General features: G+C 66.7%; 22 protein-coding genes. 13 read left to right on the forward strand and 9 right to left on the reverse strand.

All coding sequences use genetic code 11. From position 1 onward, the window contains the following. The first annotated feature begins 54 nt into the window (after window positions 1–54). Genes ACEF39_RS08990 through ACEF39_RS09020 form a run of 7 tightly spaced genes read left to right on the forward strand, consistent with a single transcriptional unit; the run spans window position 55 to window position 7,283 of the window. Window positions 55–417, forward strand: a complete 363-nt coding sequence (locus tag ACEF39_RS08990; protein ID WP_089240600.1) for a DUF3088 family protein — start codon at window positions 55–57, stop codon at window positions 415–417. A gap of 14 nt (window positions 418–431) precedes the next feature. Then, window positions 432–1,409 carry an LLM class flavin-dependent oxidoreductase gene (locus ACEF39_RS08995; protein ID WP_500287684.1) on the forward strand — a complete coding sequence of 326 codons (978 nt, stop codon included), beginning with the start codon at window positions 432–434 and terminating at the stop codon, window positions 1,407–1,409. A 16-nt stretch (window positions 1,410–1,425) separates the two neighbouring features. Beyond that, entirely contained in the window at window positions 1,426–2,769 is a 1,344-nt protein-coding gene (locus ACEF39_RS09000; RefSeq protein ID WP_500287685.1) for an LLM class flavin-dependent oxidoreductase, read from the forward strand. A 4-nt stretch (window positions 2,770–2,773) separates the two neighbouring features. Continuing rightward, on the forward strand, window positions 2,774–3,994 hold the full coding sequence (locus ACEF39_RS09005; protein ID WP_500287686.1) for a M20 aminoacylase family protein: 1,221 nt from the start codon (window positions 2,774–2,776) through the stop codon (window positions 3,992–3,994). Next, window positions 3,991–4,551 carry a GNAT family N-acetyltransferase gene (locus tag ACEF39_RS09010; RefSeq protein ID WP_500287687.1) on the forward strand — a complete coding sequence of 187 codons (561 nt, stop codon included), beginning with the start codon at window positions 3,991–3,993 and terminating at the stop codon, window positions 4,549–4,551. Before ACEF39_RS09005 ends, ACEF39_RS09010 begins: the two co-directional genes overlap by 4 nt. Continuing rightward, window positions 4,548–6,290, forward strand: a complete 1,743-nt coding sequence (locus tag ACEF39_RS09015) for an amino acid ABC transporter permease/ATP-binding protein (RefSeq protein WP_500287688.1) — start codon at window positions 4,548–4,550, stop codon at window positions 6,288–6,290. The genes ACEF39_RS09010 and ACEF39_RS09015 overlap by 4 nt, the downstream gene beginning before the upstream one ends. Before the next feature lie 18 nt (window positions 6,291–6,308). Next, window positions 6,309–7,283 (forward strand): ABC transporter substrate-binding protein, encoded by a 975-nt coding sequence (locus tag ACEF39_RS09020; protein WP_500287689.1) that lies wholly within the window; start codon window positions 6,309–6,311, stop codon window positions 7,281–7,283. 145 nt (window positions 7,284–7,428) lie between these two features. Here the strand turns inward: ACEF39_RS09020 and ACEF39_RS09025 are convergent, their stop codons facing one another. The 3 genes from ACEF39_RS09025 to ACEF39_RS09035 all read right to left on the reverse strand — a co-directional run bounded on the left by ACEF39_RS09025 (window position 7,429) and on the right by ACEF39_RS09035 (window position 11,952). Continuing rightward, window positions 7,429–7,800, reverse strand: coding sequence for a hypothetical protein (locus tag ACEF39_RS09025; protein ID WP_500287690.1), 372 nt, complete (start codon window positions 7,798–7,800; stop codon window positions 7,429–7,431). Between the two features lie 19 nt (window positions 7,801–7,819). Continuing rightward, window positions 7,820–10,942: a discoidin domain-containing protein gene (locus tag ACEF39_RS09030; RefSeq protein ID WP_500287691.1), complete on the reverse strand. Its 3,123-nt coding sequence runs from the start codon at window positions 10,940–10,942 to the stop codon at window positions 7,820–7,822. A gap of 113 nt (window positions 10,943–11,055) precedes the next feature. Then, complete coding sequence (locus ACEF39_RS09035) at window positions 11,056–11,952, reverse strand: LysR family transcriptional regulator (RefSeq protein ID WP_500287692.1); 897 nt, start codon at window positions 11,950–11,952, stop codon at window positions 11,056–11,058. A gap of 83 nt (window positions 11,953–12,035) precedes the next feature. Between ACEF39_RS09035 and ACEF39_RS09040 the strand changes: the two genes are divergently transcribed. Then, complete coding sequence (locus tag ACEF39_RS09040; protein ID WP_500287693.1) at window positions 12,036–12,815, forward strand: NAD(P)H-dependent oxidoreductase; 780 nt, start codon at window positions 12,036–12,038, stop codon at window positions 12,813–12,815. 110 nt (window positions 12,816–12,925) lie between these two features. After that, window positions 12,926–13,426, forward strand: a complete 501-nt coding sequence (locus tag ACEF39_RS09045; RefSeq protein ID WP_500287694.1) for a helix-turn-helix transcriptional regulator — start codon at window positions 12,926–12,928, stop codon at window positions 13,424–13,426. A 21-nt stretch (window positions 13,427–13,447) separates the two neighbouring features. Here the strand turns inward: ACEF39_RS09045 and ACEF39_RS09050 are convergent, their stop codons facing one another. Beyond that, window positions 13,448–14,524: an MBL fold metallo-hydrolase gene (locus ACEF39_RS09050; protein ID WP_500287695.1), complete on the reverse strand. Its 1,077-nt coding sequence runs from the start codon at window positions 14,522–14,524 to the stop codon at window positions 13,448–13,450. Window positions 14,525–14,627: 103 nt separating this feature from the next. Here ACEF39_RS09050 and ACEF39_RS09055 point away from each other — a divergent pair, with 103 nt between their 5' ends. From ACEF39_RS09055 to ACEF39_RS09070, 4 genes are all read left to right on the forward strand, one after another. After that, window positions 14,628–15,239, forward strand: coding sequence for a TetR/AcrR family transcriptional regulator (locus tag ACEF39_RS09055; RefSeq protein ID WP_500287696.1), 612 nt, complete (start codon window positions 14,628–14,630; stop codon window positions 15,237–15,239). A 133-nt stretch (window positions 15,240–15,372) separates the two neighbouring features. Beyond that, complete coding sequence (locus ACEF39_RS09060; protein ID WP_500287697.1) at window positions 15,373–15,963, forward strand: TetR/AcrR family transcriptional regulator; 591 nt, start codon at window positions 15,373–15,375, stop codon at window positions 15,961–15,963. Continuing rightward, a complete protein-coding gene (locus tag ACEF39_RS09065) occupies window positions 15,960–16,994 on the forward strand; it encodes a DUF418 domain-containing protein (RefSeq protein ID WP_500287698.1) in 1,035 nt (344 codons plus the stop codon). The genes ACEF39_RS09060 and ACEF39_RS09065 overlap by 4 nt, the downstream gene beginning before the upstream one ends. Window positions 16,995–17,092: 98 nt before the next feature. Beyond that, the gene (locus tag ACEF39_RS09070) at window positions 17,093–18,100 is read left to right on the forward strand and encodes a phosphotransferase (RefSeq protein WP_500287699.1); all 1,008 of its coding nucleotides are present in this window, start codon (window positions 17,093–17,095) and stop codon (window positions 18,098–18,100) included. 583 nt (window positions 18,101–18,683) lie between these two features. On the opposite strand, the gene ACEF39_RS09075 is transcribed toward ACEF39_RS09070, so the two are convergent. From ACEF39_RS09075 to ACEF39_RS09095, 5 genes are read right to left on the reverse strand one after another with little or no spacing between them, the layout of a single operon-like run. Next, window positions 18,684–19,553: a DMT family transporter gene (locus ACEF39_RS09075; protein WP_181392997.1), complete on the reverse strand. Its 870-nt coding sequence runs from the start codon at window positions 19,551–19,553 to the stop codon at window positions 18,684–18,686. Between the two features lie 50 nt (window positions 19,554–19,603). Further along, the gene (murB, locus tag ACEF39_RS09080) at window positions 19,604–20,668 is read right to left on the reverse strand and encodes a UDP-N-acetylmuramate dehydrogenase (protein WP_500287700.1); all 1,065 of its coding nucleotides are present in this window, start codon (window positions 20,666–20,668) and stop codon (window positions 19,604–19,606) included. 8 nt (window positions 20,669–20,676) lie between these two features. Beyond that, window positions 20,677–21,732 (reverse strand): quinone-dependent dihydroorotate dehydrogenase, encoded by a 1,056-nt coding sequence (locus tag ACEF39_RS09085; RefSeq protein WP_500287701.1) that lies wholly within the window; start codon window positions 21,730–21,732, stop codon window positions 20,677–20,679. Between the two features lie 9 nt (window positions 21,733–21,741). Then, window positions 21,742–22,512 carry a class I SAM-dependent methyltransferase gene (locus ACEF39_RS09090; RefSeq protein WP_180166892.1) on the reverse strand — a complete coding sequence of 257 codons (771 nt, stop codon included), beginning with the start codon at window positions 22,510–22,512 and terminating at the stop codon, window positions 21,742–21,744. 7 nt (window positions 22,513–22,519) lie between these two features. Next, the gene (locus tag ACEF39_RS09095) at window positions 22,520–22,810 is read right to left on the reverse strand and encodes a DUF4190 domain-containing protein (RefSeq protein WP_205405631.1); all 291 of its coding nucleotides are present in this window, start codon (window positions 22,808–22,810) and stop codon (window positions 22,520–22,522) included. Window positions 22,811–22,863: the final 53 nt, after the last annotated feature.

Here is a 22,863-nt window from a genome sequence, read left to right on the forward strand (position 1 = left end):
CTAGCATCGATATCGAAGCGGCAGTGCATTGCCGGCCCCTACGAGGACGATTCCGTGGCTGTAGACGCAACCCACAAACCCATCCTGTTCCTGCTGGACCGCGAGTTCGAGGACGGCCAGTTGCCCGGACAGCGCTTCTTCTGCCGGCACAGCCTGCTGCTGGAAGGTGCACTGTCGAGCATCGATGGCCTGGACGCGCAACTGGACGTGCGCCGCATCGGCTTCAGCCGGCCGCGCCGCGAGGTGATCGCCGAGATCGGCGAGCAGGACCAGTCGCTGCCGAAGCTGGTGCTGCCGCAGGGCGTGGTCAATGAACACGCCAGTGGTGAGTACCAGCAGCGCCAGTACATCTCCGGTGCCGAGCCGATCCTGGCGGCGCTGAACGGCCTGCTGGGCATTCCCGTGGCCCATCCCTGAGCGAGGACGTGACGATGAGCTACCTCACCAGCGTGTTGGACAAGAGCCCAGTGGCCGACGGCAGCACGCCGGAACAGGCGCTGCGCAACAGCCTGCAACTGGCGCAGCGTGCCGAGCAGCTGGGCTATCACCGTTACTGGTTTGCCGAGCACCACGCGGCGCCGACGCTGGCCAGCCCGGCACCGGAAGTACTGGCGGCGTGGGTGCTGGCGCAGACCCGGCGCATCCGCATCGGCAGTGGCGGGGTGATGCTGCGCCACTACGCACCGTACAAGGTGGCCGAGAACTTCAACCTGCTGGCGGCACTAGCGCCGGGGCGCGTGGATCTGGGCGTGGGCAAGGCACCGGGCGGTCTGCCGGCATCGACTGCCGCACTGGCCGCCGGTCGCCCGGCATTCGCCGATTTCGACCAGCAGCTGCGCGACCTGGAAGGGTATCTGTCCGATGCGCAGGCTGATGCGCAGGCGCGGCCGATTCCGCAGACGTCGCCGGAGCGCTTCCTGCTGGGTGCCAGCCCGCAGAGCGCAAGGCAGGCAGCCGAACTGGGCTGGCGCTTCGTGTATGCCGCGCATTTCGACGGTGACCCGAAGCACATCGAGGCCGCCTTCGAGGCGTATCGCGCGGTGTCCGCGCACGCCCCGTTGCTGGCAACGGTGGCCTTCGCCGCGCCCACCAGCGAGGCCGCTGCACGCCATATCGGCGCGTTGCGGGTCTACAAGCTGCACCTGGGCCCTGGACAGACGGTGAACCTGCCCAGCCCCGAGGCCGCTGCCGAGTACGCACGGCAAGTGGGTGTGACCGATTTCCGCGTCGAAGAAACACGCCCCAGCGTGCTCTCTGGCGACGCGCAGCACGTACGCAGCGAGCTGGATGCGCTGCATCGACGCTTCGGCGTGGGTGAATTCATCCTCGACGCGCCGGTGGCCGACCTCGACGCACGCCTGACGTCCCTTGAACTGCTGTCGCCCGCTCCCCGCGCGGCGGTGGCCTGACTGCTGGAGCGACCCCATGAGCACGACCCCGCGTCCCATCCCGTTCGGCATCATGCTGCAGGGCCCCGGCAGCCACATGCATGCCTGGAAGCATCCGTCCAACGTGCCCGATGCCAGCGTCAACCTGGGCTATTACATCGACATCGCGCGCACCGCCGAGGACAACGGCATCGCCTTCGGCTTCGTTGCTGACGGCCTGTACATCAATGAGAAGTCGATCCCGCATTTCCTCAACCGTTTCGAGCCGATCTCGCTGCTGTCGGCACTGGCGACGGCAACGAAGAAGATCGGCCTGGCCGGCACGCTTTCCACCTCGTACAGCGATCCGTTCACCGTAGCCCGCCAGTTCGCCTCGCTGGACGTGCTCAGCGGTGGCCGCGCCGGCTGGAACGTGGTGACCTCGCCGCTGGAAGGTTCGGGCCGCAACTACGGCCGCCCGCATCCGGAACACGCGCTGCGCTACCAGATTGCCGATGAGTACCTTGAGGTGGTGCAGGGCCTGTGGGATTCGTGGGATGACGATGCGTTCGTGCGCGACCGCGACAGCGGCACGTTCTTCGCACCGGAGAAGTTCCGTCGCCTCGACCACAAGGGCCGCTTCTTCCAGGTGGAAGGTCCGCTCAACATCCAGCGCTCGCCGCAGGGGCAGCCGGTGATCTTCCAGGCCGGTTCGTCCGACGATGGCATTGCGCTGGCCGGCAAGTACGCCGATGCGGTGTTCACCCACGCGCCGTCGCTGGAGGAGACCCGTGCGTTCACCCAGAAGGTGAAGAACTCGGCGATCGCCCATGGCCGCAGCGCCGGTGACGTCAAGATCTTCCCGGGCATCGGCCCGATCGTTGGCCGTACGGCGGAAGAAGCCGAAGCCAAGTACCAGGCGATTGCCGCGCTGGCCGGGCTGGACGATGCATTGGCGTATCTCGGCCGCTTCTTCGACCATCACGACTTCAGCCAGTACGACCCGAATGCGCCGTTCCCGGAACTGGGTGAGATCGGCAGCAATTCGTTCCGCTCCACCACCGACCGCATCAAGCAGGACGCGCGCGAGCAGGGCCTGAGCCTGCGCCAGGTGGCACTGCAAGCGGTCAGCCCGCGGCCGAATTTCATCGGCACGCCGGAGCATGTGGCCGAGGAGCTGATCCTCTGGTTCGACGCCGGTGCCAGCGATGGCTTCATCCTCGGCTTCGCCGCGCAGCGCGAAGGCCTGGATGATTTCGTGACCCTGGTGCTGCCCTTGCTGGAAGCGCGCGGCTACCACCGCAGCGAGCTCGCAGGAGAGACTCTGCGCGACCACCTGGGCCTGCCACGCAAGGCGAGCCGGTATGCGACCGACGCCGAGCCGGCGCGGAAGGTGGGATAAGGCGATGAGCGGAGATACCTCGGTAGCGCCGGGCCATGCCCGGAGGAATTCGCCGGCAACGGGCGTACTGCCCGAGATCGCGGCACGTGCCGACGAGGCCATCGCGATCCGCCATGACCTGCACCAGCACCCGGAACTGGCCTTCGAAGAACACCGCACCAGTGCCCGCGTGGCGGAACTGCTGCAGCAATGGGGCTACGCGGTCAGCACCGGCATCGGTGGCACCGGCGTGGTCGGTACGCTGCAGCGCGGGCAGGGCAGTCGCCGGTTGGGCCTGCGCGCCGACATCGATGCGCTGCCGATCCATGAAGAATCCGGGCTGGCCTATGCCAGCCAGCGCGAAGGCCTGATGCACGCTTGCGGCCACGATGGCCACACCGCCATTCTGCTGTCGGCCGCCCACTACCTGGCGCACCATGGCCGATTCGATGGCACGTTGCAGCTGGTGTTCCAGCCGGCCGAGGAAACCGGGTCGGGTGCTTCGAAGATGATCGCCGATGGCCTCTTCGAACGCTTCCCGGTCGATGCCATCTATGGCCTGCACAATTGGCCGGGTGTGCCGGTGGGTCACTTCGGCTTCGTCGACGGACCGGCGATGGCCTCGGTGGACTGGGCGCGGCTGCGGGTGATCGGCAAGGGTGGTCACGGCGCCGAGCCGCAGGGCAGCGTCGACCCGATCCTGGCCGCCGCGCACATCATCACCGCGCTGCAGAGCGTGGTATCGCGCAATGTCGATCCGCGGCAGATGGGCGTGGTCACCGTGGGTTCGATCCACGGTGGGCAGGCGGCCAATGTCATCCCGGATGTGGTCGAGCTGAAGCTGACCGTGCGTGCGTACCTGCCGGAGGTGCGCGATACCTTGCGCCAGCGGGTCACCGACATTGCCGAACAAACCGCCGCCGCGTTCGGCGCGCGTGCCGAGATCGAATTCCCGCGCGGCTTCCCCAGCGTGATCAACCACCCGGAGCAGACGGCCTACATCCGCGAGGTGGCGGTACAGGGCTTCGGCGCAGGGCAGGTGGTTGAGGCATTCGCACCGCGTACCGCCAGCGAGGACTTCGCCTTCCTGCTGCAGGCGCGGCCGGGCAGTTTCGTGTTCGTCGGCAACGGTGACAGCGCGCCGCTGCACAGCCCGCGCTATGTATTCAACGATGCGGCCATCGCCCCCGCTGCCAGCCTGTGGGCGCGTCTGGCCGAGCACTACCTGGTGGAGGACCTGGCATGAGCGTGCGGTACGACAACGATCGCTTCCTGTACACCACGGTGGACGACCCGTTGGCGCGGCCGTTGTTCGATGGCCTTGAACAGGAATACGACAACCGCTACGCGGACGTGCGCCGACGCATTGGTGGCAGCGCCCGCGAAGAGCTGCAGCGCTATCCGGCGGCGGCATTCGCGGCCCCGGTCGGTGCGTTCGTGCTGCTGCTGCGCGACGGCGTGGCGATCTCCGGCGGTGCGTTCATGCCGCATCGCGATGAGGATACCGCCGAGTTCAAGCGCATCTGGACGCTGCCTGGTCTGCGTCGGCAGGGCATCGCCCGTCGCGTACTGCAGGAACTGGAAGACCAGGCCGCGCGGCAGGGCTATCGGCGCGTGTTCCTGACCACCGGCTTCCGCCAGCCGGAGGCGGTCGGCCTTTACCTCAGCCACGGCTACACCGCGCTGTTCGATCTGGATGCGGATCCGGAAACCATCGCACATCTGCCGTTCGAAAAGCAGCTGGTGCCGCAGCCGCAGGTGGGCGTCGCGCTCGACATCGTACTGCACGGAGCGGTGGCATGAGCACACCGTCCACCGTTATCGAGGGCATTCCCCGCCAGCCGGCCACGGCGCTGAAGATCGTGCCGGCCCGGCATCCGTTGCAGGTGATCGGCACGGTGTTGGCACTCGCGCTGATCCTGATCGGCCTGCAGTCGGTGCTGGGCAACCCGCGCTGGGGCTGGGGCACGTTCGCCGAGTGGTTCTTTGCCCGGCCGGTACTGGAAGGGTTGGGGCGGACCTTGCTGCTGACCGCGCTCGGCACCGGTCTCGGCTTTGCGCTGGGCACACTGTTGGCCTTGGCCCGCGTCTCCGGCTCACCGCTGCTGTCGGCGGTGTCGTGGGGCTACGTGTGGCTGTTCCGTTCGATTCCGCTGCTGGTGCTGTTGCTGCTGCTGAACAACCTGGGCTACCTGTACAGCACCATCGAACTGGGCGTGCCGTTCACCGGCATCAGCCTGTTCTCGTACCCGACCACGCAGTTGATCGGCGTGTTCACTGCGGCGGTACTCGGCCTTACCTTGAACCAAGCGGCGTTCTCGGCCGAGGTGATCCGTGGTGGCATCCTGTCGGTCGACCACGGCCAGTACGAAGCCGCCGCAGCGCTGGGCCTGCCGCGCGGTCGCCAGGTGCGCCGCATCATCCTGCCGCAGGCGATGCGTTCGATCCTGCCGGCGGCGTTCAATGATGTGATCGGGCTGGCCAAGAGCACCTCGGTGGTTTACGTGCTGGCGCTGCCGGAGCTGTTCTACACCGTGCAGGTGATCTACCGCCGCAACCTGGAGGTGGTGCCGCTGCTGATGGTGGCCACGGTCTGGTACCTGGTGATCCTGACGGTGCTTTCGCTGCTGCAACGGCGGGTGGAGCAGCGCTTTGCCCGCGGCCAGCTGCAACATGAGCGCAGCGTGTCGCGGGTACCGTCGGCGCCACCGCGCCCGGCGGTACCGGCCAGCGCACGCGTGCCCAGCCGCGCGGCATTCGCCGTGCCGATCGAGGCCGGAACGGGCGCGGCTGTGTCCCTGCAAGGCGTGGGCAAGGCCTTCGGCGAGCAGACGGTGCTGGATGACGTGCACCTGGAACTGAAGGCGGGCAGCGTAACCGTGCTGATCGGTCCGTCCGGTGCCGGCAAGTCCACGCTGCTGCGGCTGATCAATCATCTTGAACGCGCTGACAGTGGCTTCGTCACCGTGGGCGGCCAGCTGATCGGCTACCGCCGCGACGGCGACACGCTGTACGAGCTGCCGGAAAGCGAGATCCGCCGGCGCCGCGCGGAAGTCGGCATGGTGTTCCAGGGTTTCAACCTGTTCCCGCACATGACCGCGCTGGAGAACATCATCGAAGCGCCCATCGCCGTGCGCGGCATTTCGCGGGCACAGGCCGAGCAGCAGGCACGCACGCTGCTGGAGCGGGTGGGGTTGGCCGACAAGACCGATGCCTTCCCACGCCAGCTGTCCGGTGGCCAGCAGCAGCGCGTGGCCATTGCCCGCGCGCTGGCGCTGCAGCCGAAAGTGCTGCTGTTCGACGAGCCGACCTCCGCGCTGGACCCGGAGCTGGTGTCCGAGGTGCTGAGCGTGATCGAGGAGCTGGCCAGTTCCGGCACCACGCTGGTGATCGTCACCCACGAACTGGGCTTCGCCCGTCGCGTGGCCGACCACGTGGTGATGATGGACCAGGGCCGGGTGATCGAGCAGGGCACGCCGGACACGCTGTTTGAACATCCGCGCCAGCAACGTACCGCCGATTTCCTGGCCAAGACCCTGTAACCCCTTTCGAGAAACCCCATGAGCCCAGCATCGCACCGACGTCCCGCACGCAGCACCCTGCTGATCTTCGGTGTGCTGGTCATCGGCATCGCCGGCATCGTCTACTCGCGCGTGCGCCATGGCCCCGATGGCGTGCCCGTTGCGGCGGCCTCGCTGGCCGCCAGCAACGCGCAGATACTGAAGGGCACGCCCGATCCGAAGGCGCAGGCGCTGATTCCGGCCGGCTACCGTTTCGTCACCCCGGGTGTCTTCACCATTGCCACCCATCCCGGCCAGCTGCCATTGGCCGACTACGGTGCCGACAGCAAGGAAGTGGTGGGCGTGGAACCGGATATCGCACGATTGATCGCCGATGGCCTCGGCCTGAAGCTGGTGGTGGTGCCGGTGGCCTGGGCTGATTGGCCGCTGGGGCTGGAATCGGGCAAGTACGATGCGGTGCTGTCGAACGTGACGGTTACTGAAGAGCGCAAGAAGAAGTTCGATTTCTCCAGTTACCGTTTCGACCTGCTGGGCATCTATACCCGCACCGATGGGCCGATCCAGAAGATCGCCACGCCCGCCGACGTGGCCGGGCTGAAAGTGGTGGTGGGGGCAAGCACCAACCAGGACCAGATCCTGCGCCAGTGGGACAAGCAGAACATCGCCGCTGGCCTGAAACCGGTGGAATACCAGTACTTCGATGACGCGGTGATCGGGCGGCTGGCGGTGATCACCGGTCGCGCGGATGTGTCGTTCGAGCCGAATGCCACCGGCGCCTATTCGGCACGCGATGGCAAGGTGCGCCGGGTCGGCCTGTTCCCGGGCGGCTGGCCGGATGCGGCGGCGATCTCGGTGACCACCCGCAAGGGCAGCGGCCTGGCCGATGCGGTGACCCAGGCCCTGAACACGCAGATCAGCAGCGGTACCTACGCGAAGGTGCTGGCGCGCTGGAATGTGGCCGAAGAAGCAGTGCCGCAATCGCAGACCAATCCGCCGGGGCTGCCGGGGTTCTAGCGATGCCGCTTGGTAGGCGTCGAGCTTGCTCGACGGAAGGCGTGCCGACCAAGGTCGGCATCTACGGGAGGGCGTGCCAACCAACGGTTGGCACCCACCGGAATGCGAGGCGGGGCATGCCGACCAAGGTCGGCCTCTACCGGGGTCAGGGCTGCCAATCGATGTGTTCCAGGCGGGCGCCTCCATTGCCGTGAAAGAAACTGATCGCGGCGAAGCACGCCTCGATGCCGATGCACCACGCCAGGGGATAGCCATCCACCTGGCCATTGTCGAGCCGGAAGTAGGCGTTGCCGGCGCGGTGTTCGTTTCCGCAGGAATGGAAGCCGTCGTCGCCGGGCTCGCGCAGGTACATCAGCCATGCATGCTCGGCATTGCGCAGCATGCACAGCGATGGACCGTCGGGCACCGATACCCACAGCTCGAACTGGGGCATGGATGCGGCCAGCGCCAGTGCGCTGGCCAGCTGATCGTCGGTAGCGGCGGCGACAGGGCTGCCATCGAGTAGAAGTTCGATCACTTCGGTTCCTGCATCGGCATTACTGCCAACGTGCCTCCAAGGTGCGGAACGGGCCATCGAGCAGCACGCCGTCCTTGTCGAAGTTCCTTACCGATCGCCCATCCACGCGCACGTCCTTGGGCAGGGAACGGCTGGGCCACCATACGCGTACCGGCGTGCCCTTGCGCAGCCCCTTGCCGAGCGACACGGTCAGGTTGCCGTCGCGCTGCCGCGCCTGCATCTGCAGGGTGCCATAAGCAGTGGGCAGGCGGTCCACGGCCAGGCCTTCACCAGCCACCCAGGAAGGCGGCGTACCCGGCAGCAGCGACAGCGCATCATCGTCCTCGCGCATCAGCATGCCGAACAGGGTGCGGCCGTATTCGGCGCCGATCCAGGTGTGCGGCATGTCGCCCAGGTAGCGCGGGAAGCGCAACCGCGAATGCACGACCTCGGCCAGCACCTGCCATTCCAGCGGCCTGCGGTCGTGCAGCAGGCCCTGCAGCAGCTCATCGGCCGCTTCAGGCTGGCCCAGGTGCACGTAGCTCAGCACGTTGCGGATTTCGTACGGCGTGTAGGCATACAGCGCACCGGGCTGGTTTCGCTTGCGCACATCGTCCAGGTAACGGGCGAAGGTGGTGCGCAGGGCCTCGGCGGGCAGCACGCTCTGTGCGCCGGTCGGGTCCAGCGCGATCGACACACCGGTCGGGTCGCCGTCGCCGAGGTCGGCCGATGACGGAATGAAGTCGATGCCCTTCCATGACATCGTCGCGCGGATCGAGGCATGCAGTGCGTCATACAGCGCCTTGTACTGTTCGCGCGCCCACGTGGCGGTTTCGTGGTCGCCCAGTGATTCGGCCAGCCACGCGCCGTCATGCCAGCCCTTCAGGCCCCAGTAGTCGTCCCAGTAGCTGTGGGTGGGTGAGGGGTAGCCTTCGTGGCTGATCGACGGCGCAAGAATGCCGGCGAAGCGCTCCGGTGCGGGCTGGTCGGCCATGTAGCCCGGCACCAGCGTGCGTTCGCGCAGTTCCTGCAGGAAGCGCAGCGCGGCCTTCACCTTGGGCAGGTAGGCACGCACGCTTTCCGGCCCGCCATCCAGCCGCGCGACGTCGGCAACGAGGGTGACGTACTGGCCCTGGCTGTCGTACTCGATGTCCGAGCCGAAGCCGGTATTGACGCTGCCATCATCGTTGAGGATGGGCGACACCAGGCCGTTGCCGTGCACGCCGTGTTCGCTGTACCAGGCCAGGTAGTCACGCGCGACCTTGGCTTCGCCCATGCGCAGCAGCACGGCCGAGGTGGCCATGCCATCGCGGATGAAGGAGCGGTTGTAGTTGCGCGGGCCGGGCTGCATCGCCGGGCCGGTCTGGTTGATCAGCATGTACGCGGCCTGCGCGCGCAGCATGTCCACCAGCGAAGGATCGGGCAGGCGCAGACCCACCTGGCCCAGGCGTGCCTGCCAATCGGCGGAGGCACGGCTGGCCAGCGTGTCGAAGGCCTTGTCACCGTCGCGCGGTAGCGACGCGAAGTTGAGGGCCGGTGCTTGCGGCAGCACTCCATTGGCATCGGCGGTGGCGGTACCGAGCGGGAAGGCCACCACCACCGCATCGCTGGCACCCGGTGCCAGGCTGATGCGGTAGCTCAACGCCGCCGCAGCCAAGCCTGCAGCATCGCTTGCCTGCTGTGTGGCAGGCAGTTGTCCGCTGGCGATGGCCGATGTGATCTCGGTGTCGCCCGCGTTGCCGAAAGGCGCGGCGCCTGCGGCATCCACCGCAGTGAGTGACTGCAGCAGCGTGCGGTCATTGACGCGCACGCTGTTGCCTTCGACGGCCACCTGGCGGATCGGCGACAGGCCACCGTTCTGCCACGGCGGATTCATCTGCATCGGTCGCACTGCGAGGGTCAGCGTGCCTTCGATGGCTGAACTGCCGGTGTTGCGCAGGCGATGGCGCACGAAGGTGACCGGTTGCCCGTCGCGCTCGATGGCAAAGGCTTCGCTACGCAGTTCCAGCCCGGTCTGCGGTGACCACGTGGCAGACGGCATCGGCTTCCAGCCATCGCGAAGGGCGTGCTGCACGGGGTGTTCGGCGGCACCCGCCGCGCGGCCATCGGCACTGCGCCAGATCGGCTGCACCAGCGGTGCGCCCTTGTAGGCCTCGATGTTGCCGTATTCGTCGAAGATCGATTTCTGCCGGCCCGCGTGCACACCCACTGCGGTCCAGTAGGTCTGCTGCATGTGCAGCGACGCGGGGAACAAGGCGCGCTGCGCGCCGCTGGCGGCGATCTGGTAGCGCTTCATCGGCGTCATCACCGCCTTCGGGCCGAGCAGGCGGAGGCGTTTGATCTGCGGTGCATCGCCTTCCACGGTCAGCCGCAGCGCCTTGATGTTGAGTGGCGCGCCGGCCGCCAGCCAGCTCTGCTGCCGGCTCGCTGCCTGCGCATCGTGCGCCAGTTCGTGCCAGCGGCCTTGCGCGTCCTGCGCCTGCAGGCGTGCAGCGCCGTGCACGTTGGCCCAGTCCACCGCCAGCCCGGTGCTTGGCTGCGCGCGGGGCAGGGCGATGTCGAGCGTATGCACGCCGGCTTTGCCCGCGGGGATGGCAACCGAGCCGCCACCCTGCCACAGCGCAGCGGACTGGGCGGCATCCAGACCGGTCACGCGTGCAGTGAGCGCGGTGTCGAGCGGTTCCATTTCGAAGATGGATACGCCCCAGTCGGAGGTGCGCTGCGGGCTGGCCAGGCGCAGGTAGCGGGCCTGGCGCGGTGCGAAGTACAGGGTTTCGGTGCCGCCCAGCGAATCGCCCATGACGTAGGCGCTCTGCCACTGCTTGCCGTCGAGCGAGGTCTGCAGCGAATAGCCTTCGGGGTTGGAGACATCCCAGGTGAGGCGGGTACCGGCCAGCATCGCCGGTTTGCCGAGATCGATCTGGAACCAATGGCCGGGACTGAACGCGCCACCGGTCACCGTCTTCGGATCGCTGTCGATCAGGTGGCTGATCGCCATCGCCGGAACCTGCTGCGATGACGCGCTGGCCTGCCATTGCGCACGAGGCGGCAGGTTCTGTGCGCTTACGGCTGCAGCCAGCGCGAGGGTCGGCAGCAGCAGGGCCAGTGCAAGGCGCCGGTTCGGCGGGCAGGGAGCGGTCCAGCGGTCAGCGCACAACGTCATCGCGAAGGCCTCACATCGGCAGGGCCCGGAACGGGCGGGCCTACGCTAGCAAGGGATGTAATCGGTTACATGACGCGTCGCAATATTTTCCGGGCGCTTCCTGGCGCGACTTTTCATGAATGCGCACAGATCCGCTCGCGCAACCAGCGATGCGCCGGATCGCGATGCACGCGTTCGTGCCAGAGCATCACCATCTCGAACCCGGGCACATCAATGGGCGCCGCAACCGCCCTCAAGGCCGGGTCCTGCGCGACCAGGCGCGAGGGCATCATCGCCACCAGGTCCGTGCGCAGCAGCACGCTGCGCAGGAACAGGAAGTGCGGCACCGACAGCACCACGTTGCGACGCGCGCCTACATGCGCCAACGCGCTGTCGGTGCCGCCATGGAAGCCGCCGCCGTCAGGTGACACGATCACGTGGTCCAGCGCGCAGAACTGCTTCAGCGTCGGCCGCCGCTTGAGTCGTGGGTGATCGCGGCGCCCGGCCAGTACGTAGCGCTCCTGGAACAGCGGGCGATGGTGCAGGGACGGAGGTGCGTCTGAAGTGATGTGGAGCGCGAGATCGATCTCGCCGCGCTCGCTCTGCGCGACCATCTGCGACGGTGCCAGGCTGACCACGGCCAGGCGCGTGCCGGGTGCACGCTGGCGCAGGTCGGCCAACGCCGGCAGGACGATCGTGGTTTCGCCGAAGTCCGACGCCATGATCCGCCAGGTCTGCGTGGCCTGGGCGGGATCGAACGCCTGTACCGGCGCGACCGCGCGCTGCAGTGCAGCCAGTGCCTCGGCCAACGGTTCGCGCAGTGCATCGGCCCGTGCGGTGGCACGCATGCCGCGTGGGCCCGGCAGCAGCAGCGGATCATCGAACAGGTGGCGCAGGCGCGCCAGCTGCACGCTGACAGTGGGCTGGGCCAGATGCAGGCGTTCGGCCGCGCGGGTGACGTTCTGCTCTTCCAGCAAGGCCTGCAGGGTTACCAGCAGGTTGAGGTCGACGCGATGCAGGATATTGTCCATGGCAATGCCGGGGATTGCAGGAATTCATTTCAACTATAGCGTGGCGGCGCCCAATATGGCTGGCATTCCCCCCTGGTACCACCATGAACGTTCTGATTGTCTACGCCCACCCCGAACCGACCTCGCTCAATGGCACCTTGAAGACCTTCACCGTCGAGCACCTGCGACGCGCCGGCCACACCGTGCAGGTGTCCGATCTGCATGCCATGCAATGGAAGGCGCAGATCGACGCCGACGATCACGTCGGGCGGGATCCTTCGCTGCCGTTCCACGCTTCACTGGATTCGCGCGAAGCGTTCACCACCGGCCGCCAGAGTCCTGACATCGCCGCCGAGCAGGAAAAACTGCGCTGGGCCGACGCGGTGATCCTGCAGTTTCCGCTGTGGTGGTTCTCGATGCCGGCCATCCTCAAAGGTTGGGTGGACCGCGTGTACGCCTACGGTTTTGCGTATGGCGTGGGCGAACATTCCGATCGGCACTGGGGCGACCGCTATGGCGAAGGTGCGATGTCCGGCAAGCGCGCGATGCTGGTGGTGACCACCGGCGGCTGGGAGTCGCACTACGGTCCGCGCGGCATCAATGGGCCGATCGACGATGTGCTGTTCCCGATCCAGCACGGCATCCTGTTCTATCCCGGCTTTGACGTGCTGCCCGCGCATGTGATCTACCGCAGCAGTCGTATCGATGAGGCGTCATTGCCTGCTGTGCTGGAGGGGTTGGGGGCGCGGCTGGATGGGTTGGCGAGCGATCCGGTGATTGCTTACCGGCGGCAGAACGCTGGGGATTATCTGATCCCGTCGCTGGAGCTGCGGCCGGAGTTGGCCGAGGGTGAGGCAGGGTTGCGAGTTCACCTCGAACCGTGAATGGCGCATTCGCCTCTGGAAACGCGACGGAGATTCTGTAGGTTCGGCAGTCCAGCGGCACGCGTTGTAGCCGCCCTCAGTGAACTCAGGGAGACGCAGGTCCATTGAAGATGGAATTCAACTTCACCCTCAGACACCACTTGCCTGATACCTCGATTGATCAAGGTGCCCTCGAGCGGCGCCTGCTCGATGCTGGATGTGGAGATGCATTGCTGGGCGTAGGGAGCGTGGCAAGGCTGGCGCTGGAATTCTGTCGTGAAGCGAGCAGTGCCGCCGAGGCGATTCACTCCGCGCTGGCAGACGTCCAGCGTGCCGTACCCGGTGCAGAACTGATCGAAGTCAGTCCCGATCTGGTGGGTCTGACGGATGTTGCTGATCTGCTGGGCATGTCACGGCGGAACATGCGCAAGTTGCTGCTCGCGCACCCGCAGACGTTTCCGGCACCGGTGCACGAAGGCAGCGCGTCGATCTGGCACCTGACCGATATTCTCTCGTGGATGCAGGCGCGCGGCAGCCAGAAGGTCAGCAGCGAGCTGGCGGAGCTCGCTGCTGCGGCGCTTCAGATCAATGTGGCGAAGGAGCAGGAGCGGCTGGTTAGCCATCCCGGCTGAGGGTCGCTGCGCGACAGGCCGCTACAGTTCCACCCGCTCCCACCAGCGCGTTCCAGCGGTCGGTGCCTGCATGTCCAGTGCCTCGCCCATCATCGGCGTGGCCACCGGCACGTTCTTCGCTGCAGCCAATGCGCTGATGCGTTCGAACGGCTGCTGCCACTCGTGCAGGGCCAGGTCGAAGGTGCCGTTGTGGATCGGCAGCAGCCACTTGCCGCGCAGGTCCAGGTGCGCCTGCAGGGTCTGTTCGGGCTGCATGTGCACGAACGCCCAGCGTTGATCGTAGGCGCCGGTTTCGATCATCGTCAGGTCGAACGGACCGTACTTTTCGCCGATGGCCTTGAAGCCATCGAAGTAGCCGGTGTCGCCGCTGAAGAAGATGCGGAAGTCGCCGTCCTGGATCACCCACGAGGCCCACAGGCTGCGATCGCTGTCACCCAGGCCGCGGCCGGAGAAATGCTGGCCGGGCGTGGCGGTCAGGCGCAGGCCAGCGGCTTCGGTGGACTGCCACCAGTCCAGCTGCTCGACCTTGGCCGCATCCACGCCCCAGGCAATCAGCTGGTCGCCCACACCCAGCGGTGCGATGAAGCGCGCGGTCTTGCCGGCCAGCTTCATCACAGCCGCGTGGTCGAGGTGGTCGTAGTGGTTGTGCGAGAGGATGACGCCGGTAATCGGCGGCAGTTCGTCGATGCTGATCGGCGGTGCATGAAAGCGCGCCGGGCCCATCCATTGCACCGGTGAGGCGCGTTCGGAGAACACCGGATCGGTCAGCCAGTACTGGCCGCGCAGCTTCAGCAGGATCGTCGAATGGCCGAGCCGGAACAGGCTGCGGTCGGGTGCTGCGTCCAGCGTGGCGCGGTCCAGCGTCTGCACCGGAATGGGGTGGTTGGGTACGGTGCCCTTGGGCTTGTTGAACAGGAAGGTCCACCAGATCTCCAGGCCGTCGCGCAGGCCCATCGCCGGCTTCGGCAGGGCATTGCGGAACCTGCCTTCGCGGTACTGCGGCGAATCGGGGAAGTCGGGGAGGGACCAGGATTTGCAGAAGGTATAAGCGGTCACGGCGAGGATTCCGAGCAGGAGGACAAGGAGCAGGCGCTTCATGGGTGACGTCCGCAGGGTACACTGCACAGTGTAGTTTCCAGATTTCGGAAAGTACACTGCAGGGTGTAAAATAGAGACATCCGTTCAGCTGTCTGGTCCCGCCATGTCCCGTGCCCCGCAACGCCTTACCGACCGCAAACGCGAGGCCATTGTCCGCGCGGCGGTGGAGGAGTTCCGGTCGGCCGGCTACGAGGCGACCAGCATGGATCGCATCGCGGCAGTGGCTGGCGTCTCCAAGCGCACCGTCTACAACCACTTCCCGAGCAAGGAAGAACTGTTCGCGCTGATCCTGGAAGAGCTGTGGCAAAGCAGCGTGGCCAGCGTCGAGTTGCCGTACCGTGCCGACCAGCCGCTGGACGTGCAGTTGCTGCAGCTGCTGCGGCAGAAGCTGGACCTGCTGGGTGATGCCAACTTCATCGATCTGGCGCGGGTGGCGATGGCCGAGATCATCCATTCGCCCGAGCGAGCGCAGGCGATCGTCTGCCGCATGGGCGAGAAGGAGAGTGGGATCAGCGCGTGGATCCGTGCGGCGATTGCCGATGGGCGGCTGCGCGAGGTCGATGCGGAATTCGCCGGCCATCAGCTGCAGGGCCTGGTGAAGAGCTTCGCGTTCTGGCCGCAGGTGACGATGGGTCAGGCAGTGCTGGCACAGGCCGAACGCACGCGCGTGGCAGAGTCGGCGGTGGCGATGTTCCTGGGCTTCTACGCGGTCTAGGCCTGGGAGCATGTCACCAAGTCCGCAGGCGCTGTACGGCGCGGCAGGATCAAGCGCAGCGGTCTGAACGGCAACTGGCCGAGGGCGTTGGCAGGCCTGTAAAATGGACGAACGTTCGTTCATTGTCTGCGACATGAACCGAACCGACCGCAACGAACAACGTGCCTCGCAGATCCTGCAGGCCGCCCTGCAGTGTTTCCTGGTGAAAGGCTTCCACCAGGCCAGCATGCGCGACATCGCGCAGGCGGCGGGGGTAAGCCTGGGCAATCTTTACAACCACTTTCCCGGCAAGGAGGCGCTGATCCTGGCGACGGCCGAGGCCGAACAGGATGAACTGCAGCCTTTGCTGCAGCGGTTGACGGGCTGCAATGGCGAACGGGCGCACGTGCAGATGTTCCTGCAGGAGTTCCACGCCTTGTGTCGGCAGCCGGAATGGGCGCTGATGAGTGTGGAAGTGCTGGCCGAGAGTGCGCGCAATCCAGCGGTGGCGGCGGCATTTGCGGGCAACCGCGCGCAGTTGCAACGCGGTTTGGCCGAGGCCCTGCAACAGGTCGCACGGCGTGAGCGCCGCCGTCCTGCACTGCCCGCCGCGTTGCAGGCGCAGGTCTTGCTGGATGCGATCGAAAGCGATGCGCTGCGGCAGGGGTTGGGCGAGGCGCGCGATGCGGATGCCGACGTGCTTGATCCTGGCCTGCTGACAGCGCTGCTCGGGGGGCGCGCGTGAGCACTGATGATCGACGGCTGCACGGGCTGGACCTCGCGCGCTATCTCGCGCTGGCCGGCATGGTGCTGGTCAATTTCCGTCTGGCGATGGCCGTTGAAGCCGACGGCGGCGGGTTGCTTGCTGGATTCTTCCGCTTGCTGGAAGGCAAGGCCTCGGCAACCTTCGTGACGCTGGCCGGGGTGGGGTTGATGCTGGCCACGCAGCGACAAGCGTGGTGGCAGGCGAGCGTGCAGACCTGGCGGCGGGCCGTGTTCCTGGCCGTACTCGGCCTGCTCAACCTGACCGTGTTTCCTGCTGACATCCTGCACTACTACGCGGTGTATTTCGCGGTGGCAGTGCTGTGGCTGCGCGCGTCTCCCCGTGTTCTGCTGGGCAGCATGGCGACCCTGGCAATGGTCTCGTTCTGGGCCCTGCTGCACTGGGACTACAACGCGGGATGGAACTGGCAGGCGTTGGCTTACGAAGGTCTGTGGCAGTGGCCGGGTGCGATGCGCAACCTGCTGTTCAACGGTTTCCATCCCGTGTTGCCGTGGCTGTGCTTCTTCCTGCTGGGCATGCTGCTGGCGCGGCTGCCGCTGTCGCAGCCACGGGTGCAGCGTACCCTGCTGCTGCTCGGCCTGTTGTTGATGGGCGCCGGCCAGGCGTTGCAGCAGTGGGGCCAGGGCACCGCGTGGCAGACGTGGTTGGCGACGCAGCCGATGCCGCCCGGTCCGGCGTATCTGCTGACCGGCGCAGGCGCGGCGTGCGGACTGATCGCCGCGTGTCTGTGGCTGGTGCGGCTGCATCCCGGCGATTGGCTGGAGCCGTTCACTGCTGCCGGACGGATGACGCTGAGCCTGTACGTGGCGCACATCCTGATTGGCATGGGCGTGCTGGAATCGATCGGTCTGCTTGATGGCAGTGCAAGCCTGTCGTGGGTGTTGATGGCCGCGTTGCTGTTCGTGATGCTGGCTACGGCAGCGGCCTGGTTGTGGTCGTGGCAGTTCGCGCGCGGCCCGTTGGAAGCGGTCATGCGGCGCGTCGCCGGCTAGTTCTTTTGTCGCAGGAACCAATGTTGTGACCCGTTTGCCTGTGCGGATGCAGGGCCATCTGCGATAGTAGGTGTCGTCATCAGAGCACGCCTGCATCCATGTCATTCGCTTCGGCGCAGCAGATCGTTGAAGTCCTGCAGCAGTCCTACGACATCAACGCGACAGCGGTGGTGCCGCGTCCGGTGGGCGCCGATGCCAACGCGTGCGTGTTCCGCATCGATGCCCGCCACGACCACTGGTGGTTGAAGTGCCGCAACTTCCAGGTTGCGCCAGCGGTGTGGGACAGCCTGCATTGGCTGCGTGGCACGTTGGGCATTGAAGAGATCGTTGCGCCGTGGCCGGCATTGACCGGTGGTGCATCGGTGCAGCGCTGGGGCCTGCAGTTCACGTTGTTCCCCTATATCGAAGGGCAATCGGGCTTCGAGGCACCGCTGAGCCGCGCGCAATGGCGCAGGCTGGGCGAGGTGCTGCGGCGCCTGCATGAGGCCGGGATTCCGCCAGCGCTGCGCCAGGCATTGCCGACGCTGCGGCTTGAAACCGCGGCGGTCGATACGGTGGGCGCGTGGTTGCAGGATCCCTCGACGTTGGCGCAGGCGCAGGATCGATCCGGCAGTGCATTCCTGGCGCTGTGGCAGCAACAGCGGCCGCGCATCGCCGAACTTCACCAGCGTGCTGAAGCACTGCGTCGTGCGTTGCAGGACGAAGCCCCCGCACTGTGCCTGTGCCACACCGATCTGCACGCCGGCAACCTGCTGATGGGGCAGGACGACGCGCTGCACCTGATCGACTGGGACGGCCTGGCGCTGGCCCCGCGCGAGCGCGATCTGATGTTTGTCGGAGCTGCGGTGGGTGGCCGTTGGGGGCGCGAGCATCCGCTGGGCTTCGCCGAGGGGTATGGCAGCGACCTCGGTGATCCGCGCTGGATTGCATGGTACCGGCACTGGCGCATTCTGCAGGACCTGATCGAGTTCGAGCAGATGCTGCTGGGCCCCGGCGCGGCGCAGCGCTCGCTGCAACAGCACCGGCAGTCACTGCATTACCTGGGCGAGCAGTTCGCGCCGGGCAATGTATTCGATGCGGCCGAGCGCGCGTATCGGGTGCTGTAGGGGTTACGGCCGGGCTGCGCCCGGCACCTGCAGAGGCCGAAGCCGAAGCAACAGCAACTGCCGAAGCAACAGCAACAGCGGGCATTCCGTGGGATGGCGGGGTGGGGCCGGTTGCGGGGGCCGCCGTGAATCCGTCCATGGAGGCTTGGGCGCGCCATCCATGGCGCTTACACCCCCGCAACCGGACCCACCCCGCCTTCGACAGTTTTCCGCAATCTGTCTGGATGGCGTGGCTTGCTCTTGGTGGGTGTCGACCTTGGTCGACACGTAGATCCACGCCATGCGTGGATGCTCTTCAATCAATTGTCGAAATGTTCGATTTCCATGGAGATTCATCCACGCATGGCGTGGATCTACCCGATCGCGGAGATCTGTCAGAGGTGGGGTGGTGTCGGATTGCGGGGTGTCCGCGGCATGGATGCCGCGGCCAAGCCTACAGGGACGTATTTACGGCGTCCCCGCAATCCGACACCACCCCGCCATCCCACGGAATGCCGCTGTTGAAGTTGCTTCGGCTGTTGCTTCGGTTGCCGGCCAGCGGCCGGCACTACCGCGGGTGCCGGGCGCAGCCCGGTCAGAACCCTTACTCTGCCGGCTTGGCCGCCGCACTCGCTGCGACGCTCGCTGCACGTCGTGACAGCACTGCTTCGCGGTGGGCGATGTAGGCGTTGGCGGCGAGAATGATGCCAGCGCCAATGATCGTCCAGCGATCAACCGTCTCGGCAAACAGCAGCCAGCCGCACAGGGTCACCAGCGGCAACTGCAGGAAGCTGATCGGGGTCAGCGCGGAAACTTCGCCCAGGCGCAATGCGCGCGTCCACAGCAACTGGCCGATGGTGCCCAGCACGCCGGTGGCCAGCAGCCAGACCCAGGCGATGCCGGCGGGCCAGACCCAGACGAACAGCGCCGGAATCAGTGACAGCGGCACCCAGAACACGTAGGTGTAGAGCACCACGGTGTCGGCGCTGTCGATGCGGGTGAGCTGCTTGATCTGGATCGCCACCAGCGAGCTGAGCACGGCGGCGGCCACGGCAATCAGGCTGCCGGACGTGAAACCGGCGGTGCCCGGCCGCACGATCACCAGCACGCCGATGAAACCGACCACCACCGCCGCCCAGCGCCGTACGCGTACCGTCTCGCCCAGCCACAGCACCGCCGCGATGGTGACGAACAAGGGCGTGGAGTAGGACAGCGAAACGGCCTGTGCCAGTGGCAGGTGGCCCAACGCCCAGAACGCACACAGCATCGACCCCAGGCCGATCGCGCTGCGCACGAAATAGCGCGGCAGCTGCTGGGTCTTCAGCGGGGCATGGCCTGGGCGCAGCAACATCGGCAGCAGGGCAAGCAGGCCGAAGGCATTGCGGAAGAACGCCACTTCCTGGGTCGGCACGTAGCGGGTGGCGTAGCGGATCGCCACCGCCATCAGGCCGAACGCCATGGTGCTGCCGAGCATCAGCAGCGCCGCCCGCAATGGAGTGGCGCTGGCGGGTAGGGCCGGTGTGCTCACCACTGTGCGCCGAGCAGGCGAGGCTCCGGTTCGATCGGTACGCCGAATTTTTCCAGCACCGAGGCGGAGATCCGCCGTGCCAGCGCCAGCAGTTCGGTGCCGGTGGCGTTGCCGTGGTTGACCAGCACCAATGCATGGCTGGGCGCAACGCCGGCATCACCCTCGCGGAAGCCTTTCCAGCCGCAGGATTCGATCATCCAGGCGGCCGAGACCTTGCGCCGGTCGTCACGGTCTGCCGGGAACACTGGCAGCTCGGGGAAGTGCTGCAGCAGCACCTCCACCTGTTCCAGCGGCAGCATCGGGTTCTTGAAGAAGCTGCCCGCGTTGCCCAGCACATCCGGGTCGGGCAGCTTGCGGCGACGGATCGCGATCACCGCATTGGCGACGTCCACCGCACTCGGCAGTTCCACGCCCTGCGCCTGCAGTTCTTCGCGGATGCCGGCGTAGCCCATGCGCAGGTCATGCAGCAGTGGCAGTTTCAGTTCAATGGCGGTGATCAGGTAACGGTCCGGCTCCTGCTTGAACACACTGTCGCGGTAGGCAAAGCCGCACTGTTCGTTGTCCAGCCGTACCCAGGTCTTTTCCAGGCAGTCCCAGGCCTCTACGGTCTGGATGAACTCGCCGACCTGTGCGCCATAGGCGCCGATGTTCTGGATCGGCGACGCACCGGCCGTGCCGGGAATCAGCGCCAGGTTTTCCAAACCGGACAGGCCTTCCTGCAGCGACCACATCACCAACCCATGCCAGGACACGCCGGCTCCGGCGCGGATCACGGCGTGGTCCGCACGGTGTTCGAGGAAACTGATTTCGCGGTTGCCGAACACCAGCACGGTGCCGGGCAGGTCGTCGGCGATCAGTACGTTGCTGCCGCTGCCGAGCACCAGCAGCGGGCCATCGGCCACATCCGGCAGGGCCAGGACCTCCGGCAGCAGCGCGGCATCGTGCAGTTCCAGCAACTGCGCGGCGTTGGCCTGCACGTGGAAGGTGTTCAGGGCCTGCAGCGGTGCGTTGCGGGTCAGGGTCCAGCGCAGCGGTGCTGCAGTGTTGTTTGTGTCGTCCATGGGGGTACTCACAGCGGTGCCACCGCGCCGCGGCTGGGCGCTTCGCGTCGGCGCCGGATCGCCTCCACACAGTCGGCGACCAGGGCCGGGCCCTTGAAGATCAGGCCGCTGTAGCACTGCACCAGCGCCGCACCGGCGGCCATCTTGGCCACGGCGTCGGCACCGGAAAGGATGCCGCCGACACCGACCAGCGGCACCGATTCCGGCAGGCGCGCGCGCAGGCGGCGCAGCACCAGGGTGGACTGCTCCAGCACTGGTGCACCGGAAAGGCCGCCGGCTTCATTGGCCAGCGGATCGCCGGCAACGCGGCTGTGGTCGATGGTGGTGTTGGTGGCGATCACACCGTCCACCTGCAGTTCGCCCAGCACGCGCGCGGCGGCGTCGATGTCGCGCTCGTTGAGGTCCGGGGCCACCTTGACCAGCATCGGCACGCGCCGGCCATGCTGCGTAGCCAGTGCTTCCTGGCGCTCACGTAGCTGGCTGACCAGCTGCCGCAGCGCGGTCTCTTCCTGCAGTTCGCGCAGGCCAGCGGTATTGGGCGAGGAAATGTTTACGGTGATGTAATCGGCCAGCGGGTACACCTTGTCCATGCAGGCGATGTAGTCATCGGCGGCCTGTTCGTTGGGGGTGTCCTTGTTCTTGCCGATGTTGATGCCGAGCAGGCCGCGCCGGTTGCGCGCGCGTTCGACGTTGCGTACCAGCGCATCCACGCCTGCATTGTTGAAGCCCATGCGGTTGATGATCGCGTTGTGCGCCGGCAGCCGGAACAGGCGCGGCTTCGGGTTGCCGGCCTGCGGTCGTGGCGTGATCGTGCCGATCTCCACGAAGCCGAAACCCAGCGCGAACAGTGCATCGATGTGCTCGCCATTCTTGTCCAGTCCAGCAGCAAGGCCGACCGGATTGGGGAACGTCAGCCCGAACACCGTGCTGGGCATCGGCGCGATGCGTGCGGCCACCAGCGGCGTGGTGCCGGTGCGATAGGCCAGGTCCAGAGCGGACAGGCCGAGACCGTGGGCGCGTTCAGCGTCGAGCGAAAACAGGAAGGGGCGGGCAAGCGAATACATGCGTAGGTTTCAGTCCAGCGTGCCGAGGAAGGCTCGGGTTCGATATTCAAAAGCGACCTGGCCGTCGACCGCGTGGGCGGCGAACAGGTCCTGCAGCGCAGCCAGCATCGGCGCGTGGCGCGGATGGCCGGGCTGCGGCGCGTAGGAAGAGGACAGCAGGCGTCCGCTCAGGGCGTCCAGGTCCAGGTGCTGCACGTTCGGCAGTTGCACCATGCCGCGCAGGCCGGAGCCGAACCAGGCCTGCATGGTGGCGTCGTCCTGGTAGCGTTCGGCCACCGCGGTGTAGTCGGTGCCGTAGTCCAGCAGCAGTTGTTCGTAGCCGACCAGGAACGGGCTGGCATCGAGCAGGCGCGAATTCCAGTAGATCAGTGCCAGGCCGCCGGGGCGCAGGATGCGCTGCCACTCGGCGCGCACGGCCACGGTGTCGAACCAGTGGAAAGCCTGCGCGGCACTGACCAGGTCAACGCTGGCATCGGCCAGGCCGGTGGCCTCGGCGCGGCCATCGACGGCGGAGAAGTGCGGATACTGCGGCGCCAGCCAGTGTTCGGCGGCGGCGCGCATCGCCGCGTTGGGTTCGACGGCGACCAGTGGATGGCCGGCGGCCAGGAACTGCCGGCTGGAGATGCCGGTGCCTGCGCCGATGTCAGCAACCAGCGCGCTGGTTGCCACGGCCATGGGGCCATGCAGCCAGTCCATCAGCGCGACCGGATAGTCGGGGCGGTAGCGGACATAGTCCGCGACGCGGCTGCTGAAGCGTTCAGTGCTGTCCGGGGAGGTCATCGTGCTTTCACCAGCGCAGTCCAGGTTTGGCGTCGGCACCGGCCGCCACCATCGCGAAGATCAGGATGGCCACCAGGCCCACCGCAGCGAGGATATTGAGCCAGCCCATGATCAGCCCGGCCAGGGCCATGCCATCGCCTTCCTGTTCGCCAGCACGGCGGCGGATCTCGGCGCGGGCCAGGTGCCCGGTGATGATCGCAACGAGGGCGGCGACACCCGGCAGCACGGTCCAGCTGCAGATGCCCGCGATCAGGCTGACCACGGCCAGGGCGTTGCTCTGTCGGGGTGGCACGCTCATCGAGTCCTCCGTGGCAGTGCCGACATGATAGTGCCTCTGCTCCGGCAATCCCA

The sequence above is a fragment of the Stenotrophomonas indicatrix genome (assembly GCA_041545745.1).
In the GTDB taxonomy this organism is placed as follows: Bacteria; Pseudomonadota; Gammaproteobacteria; order Xanthomonadales; family Xanthomonadaceae; genus Stenotrophomonas; species Stenotrophomonas indicatrix_A.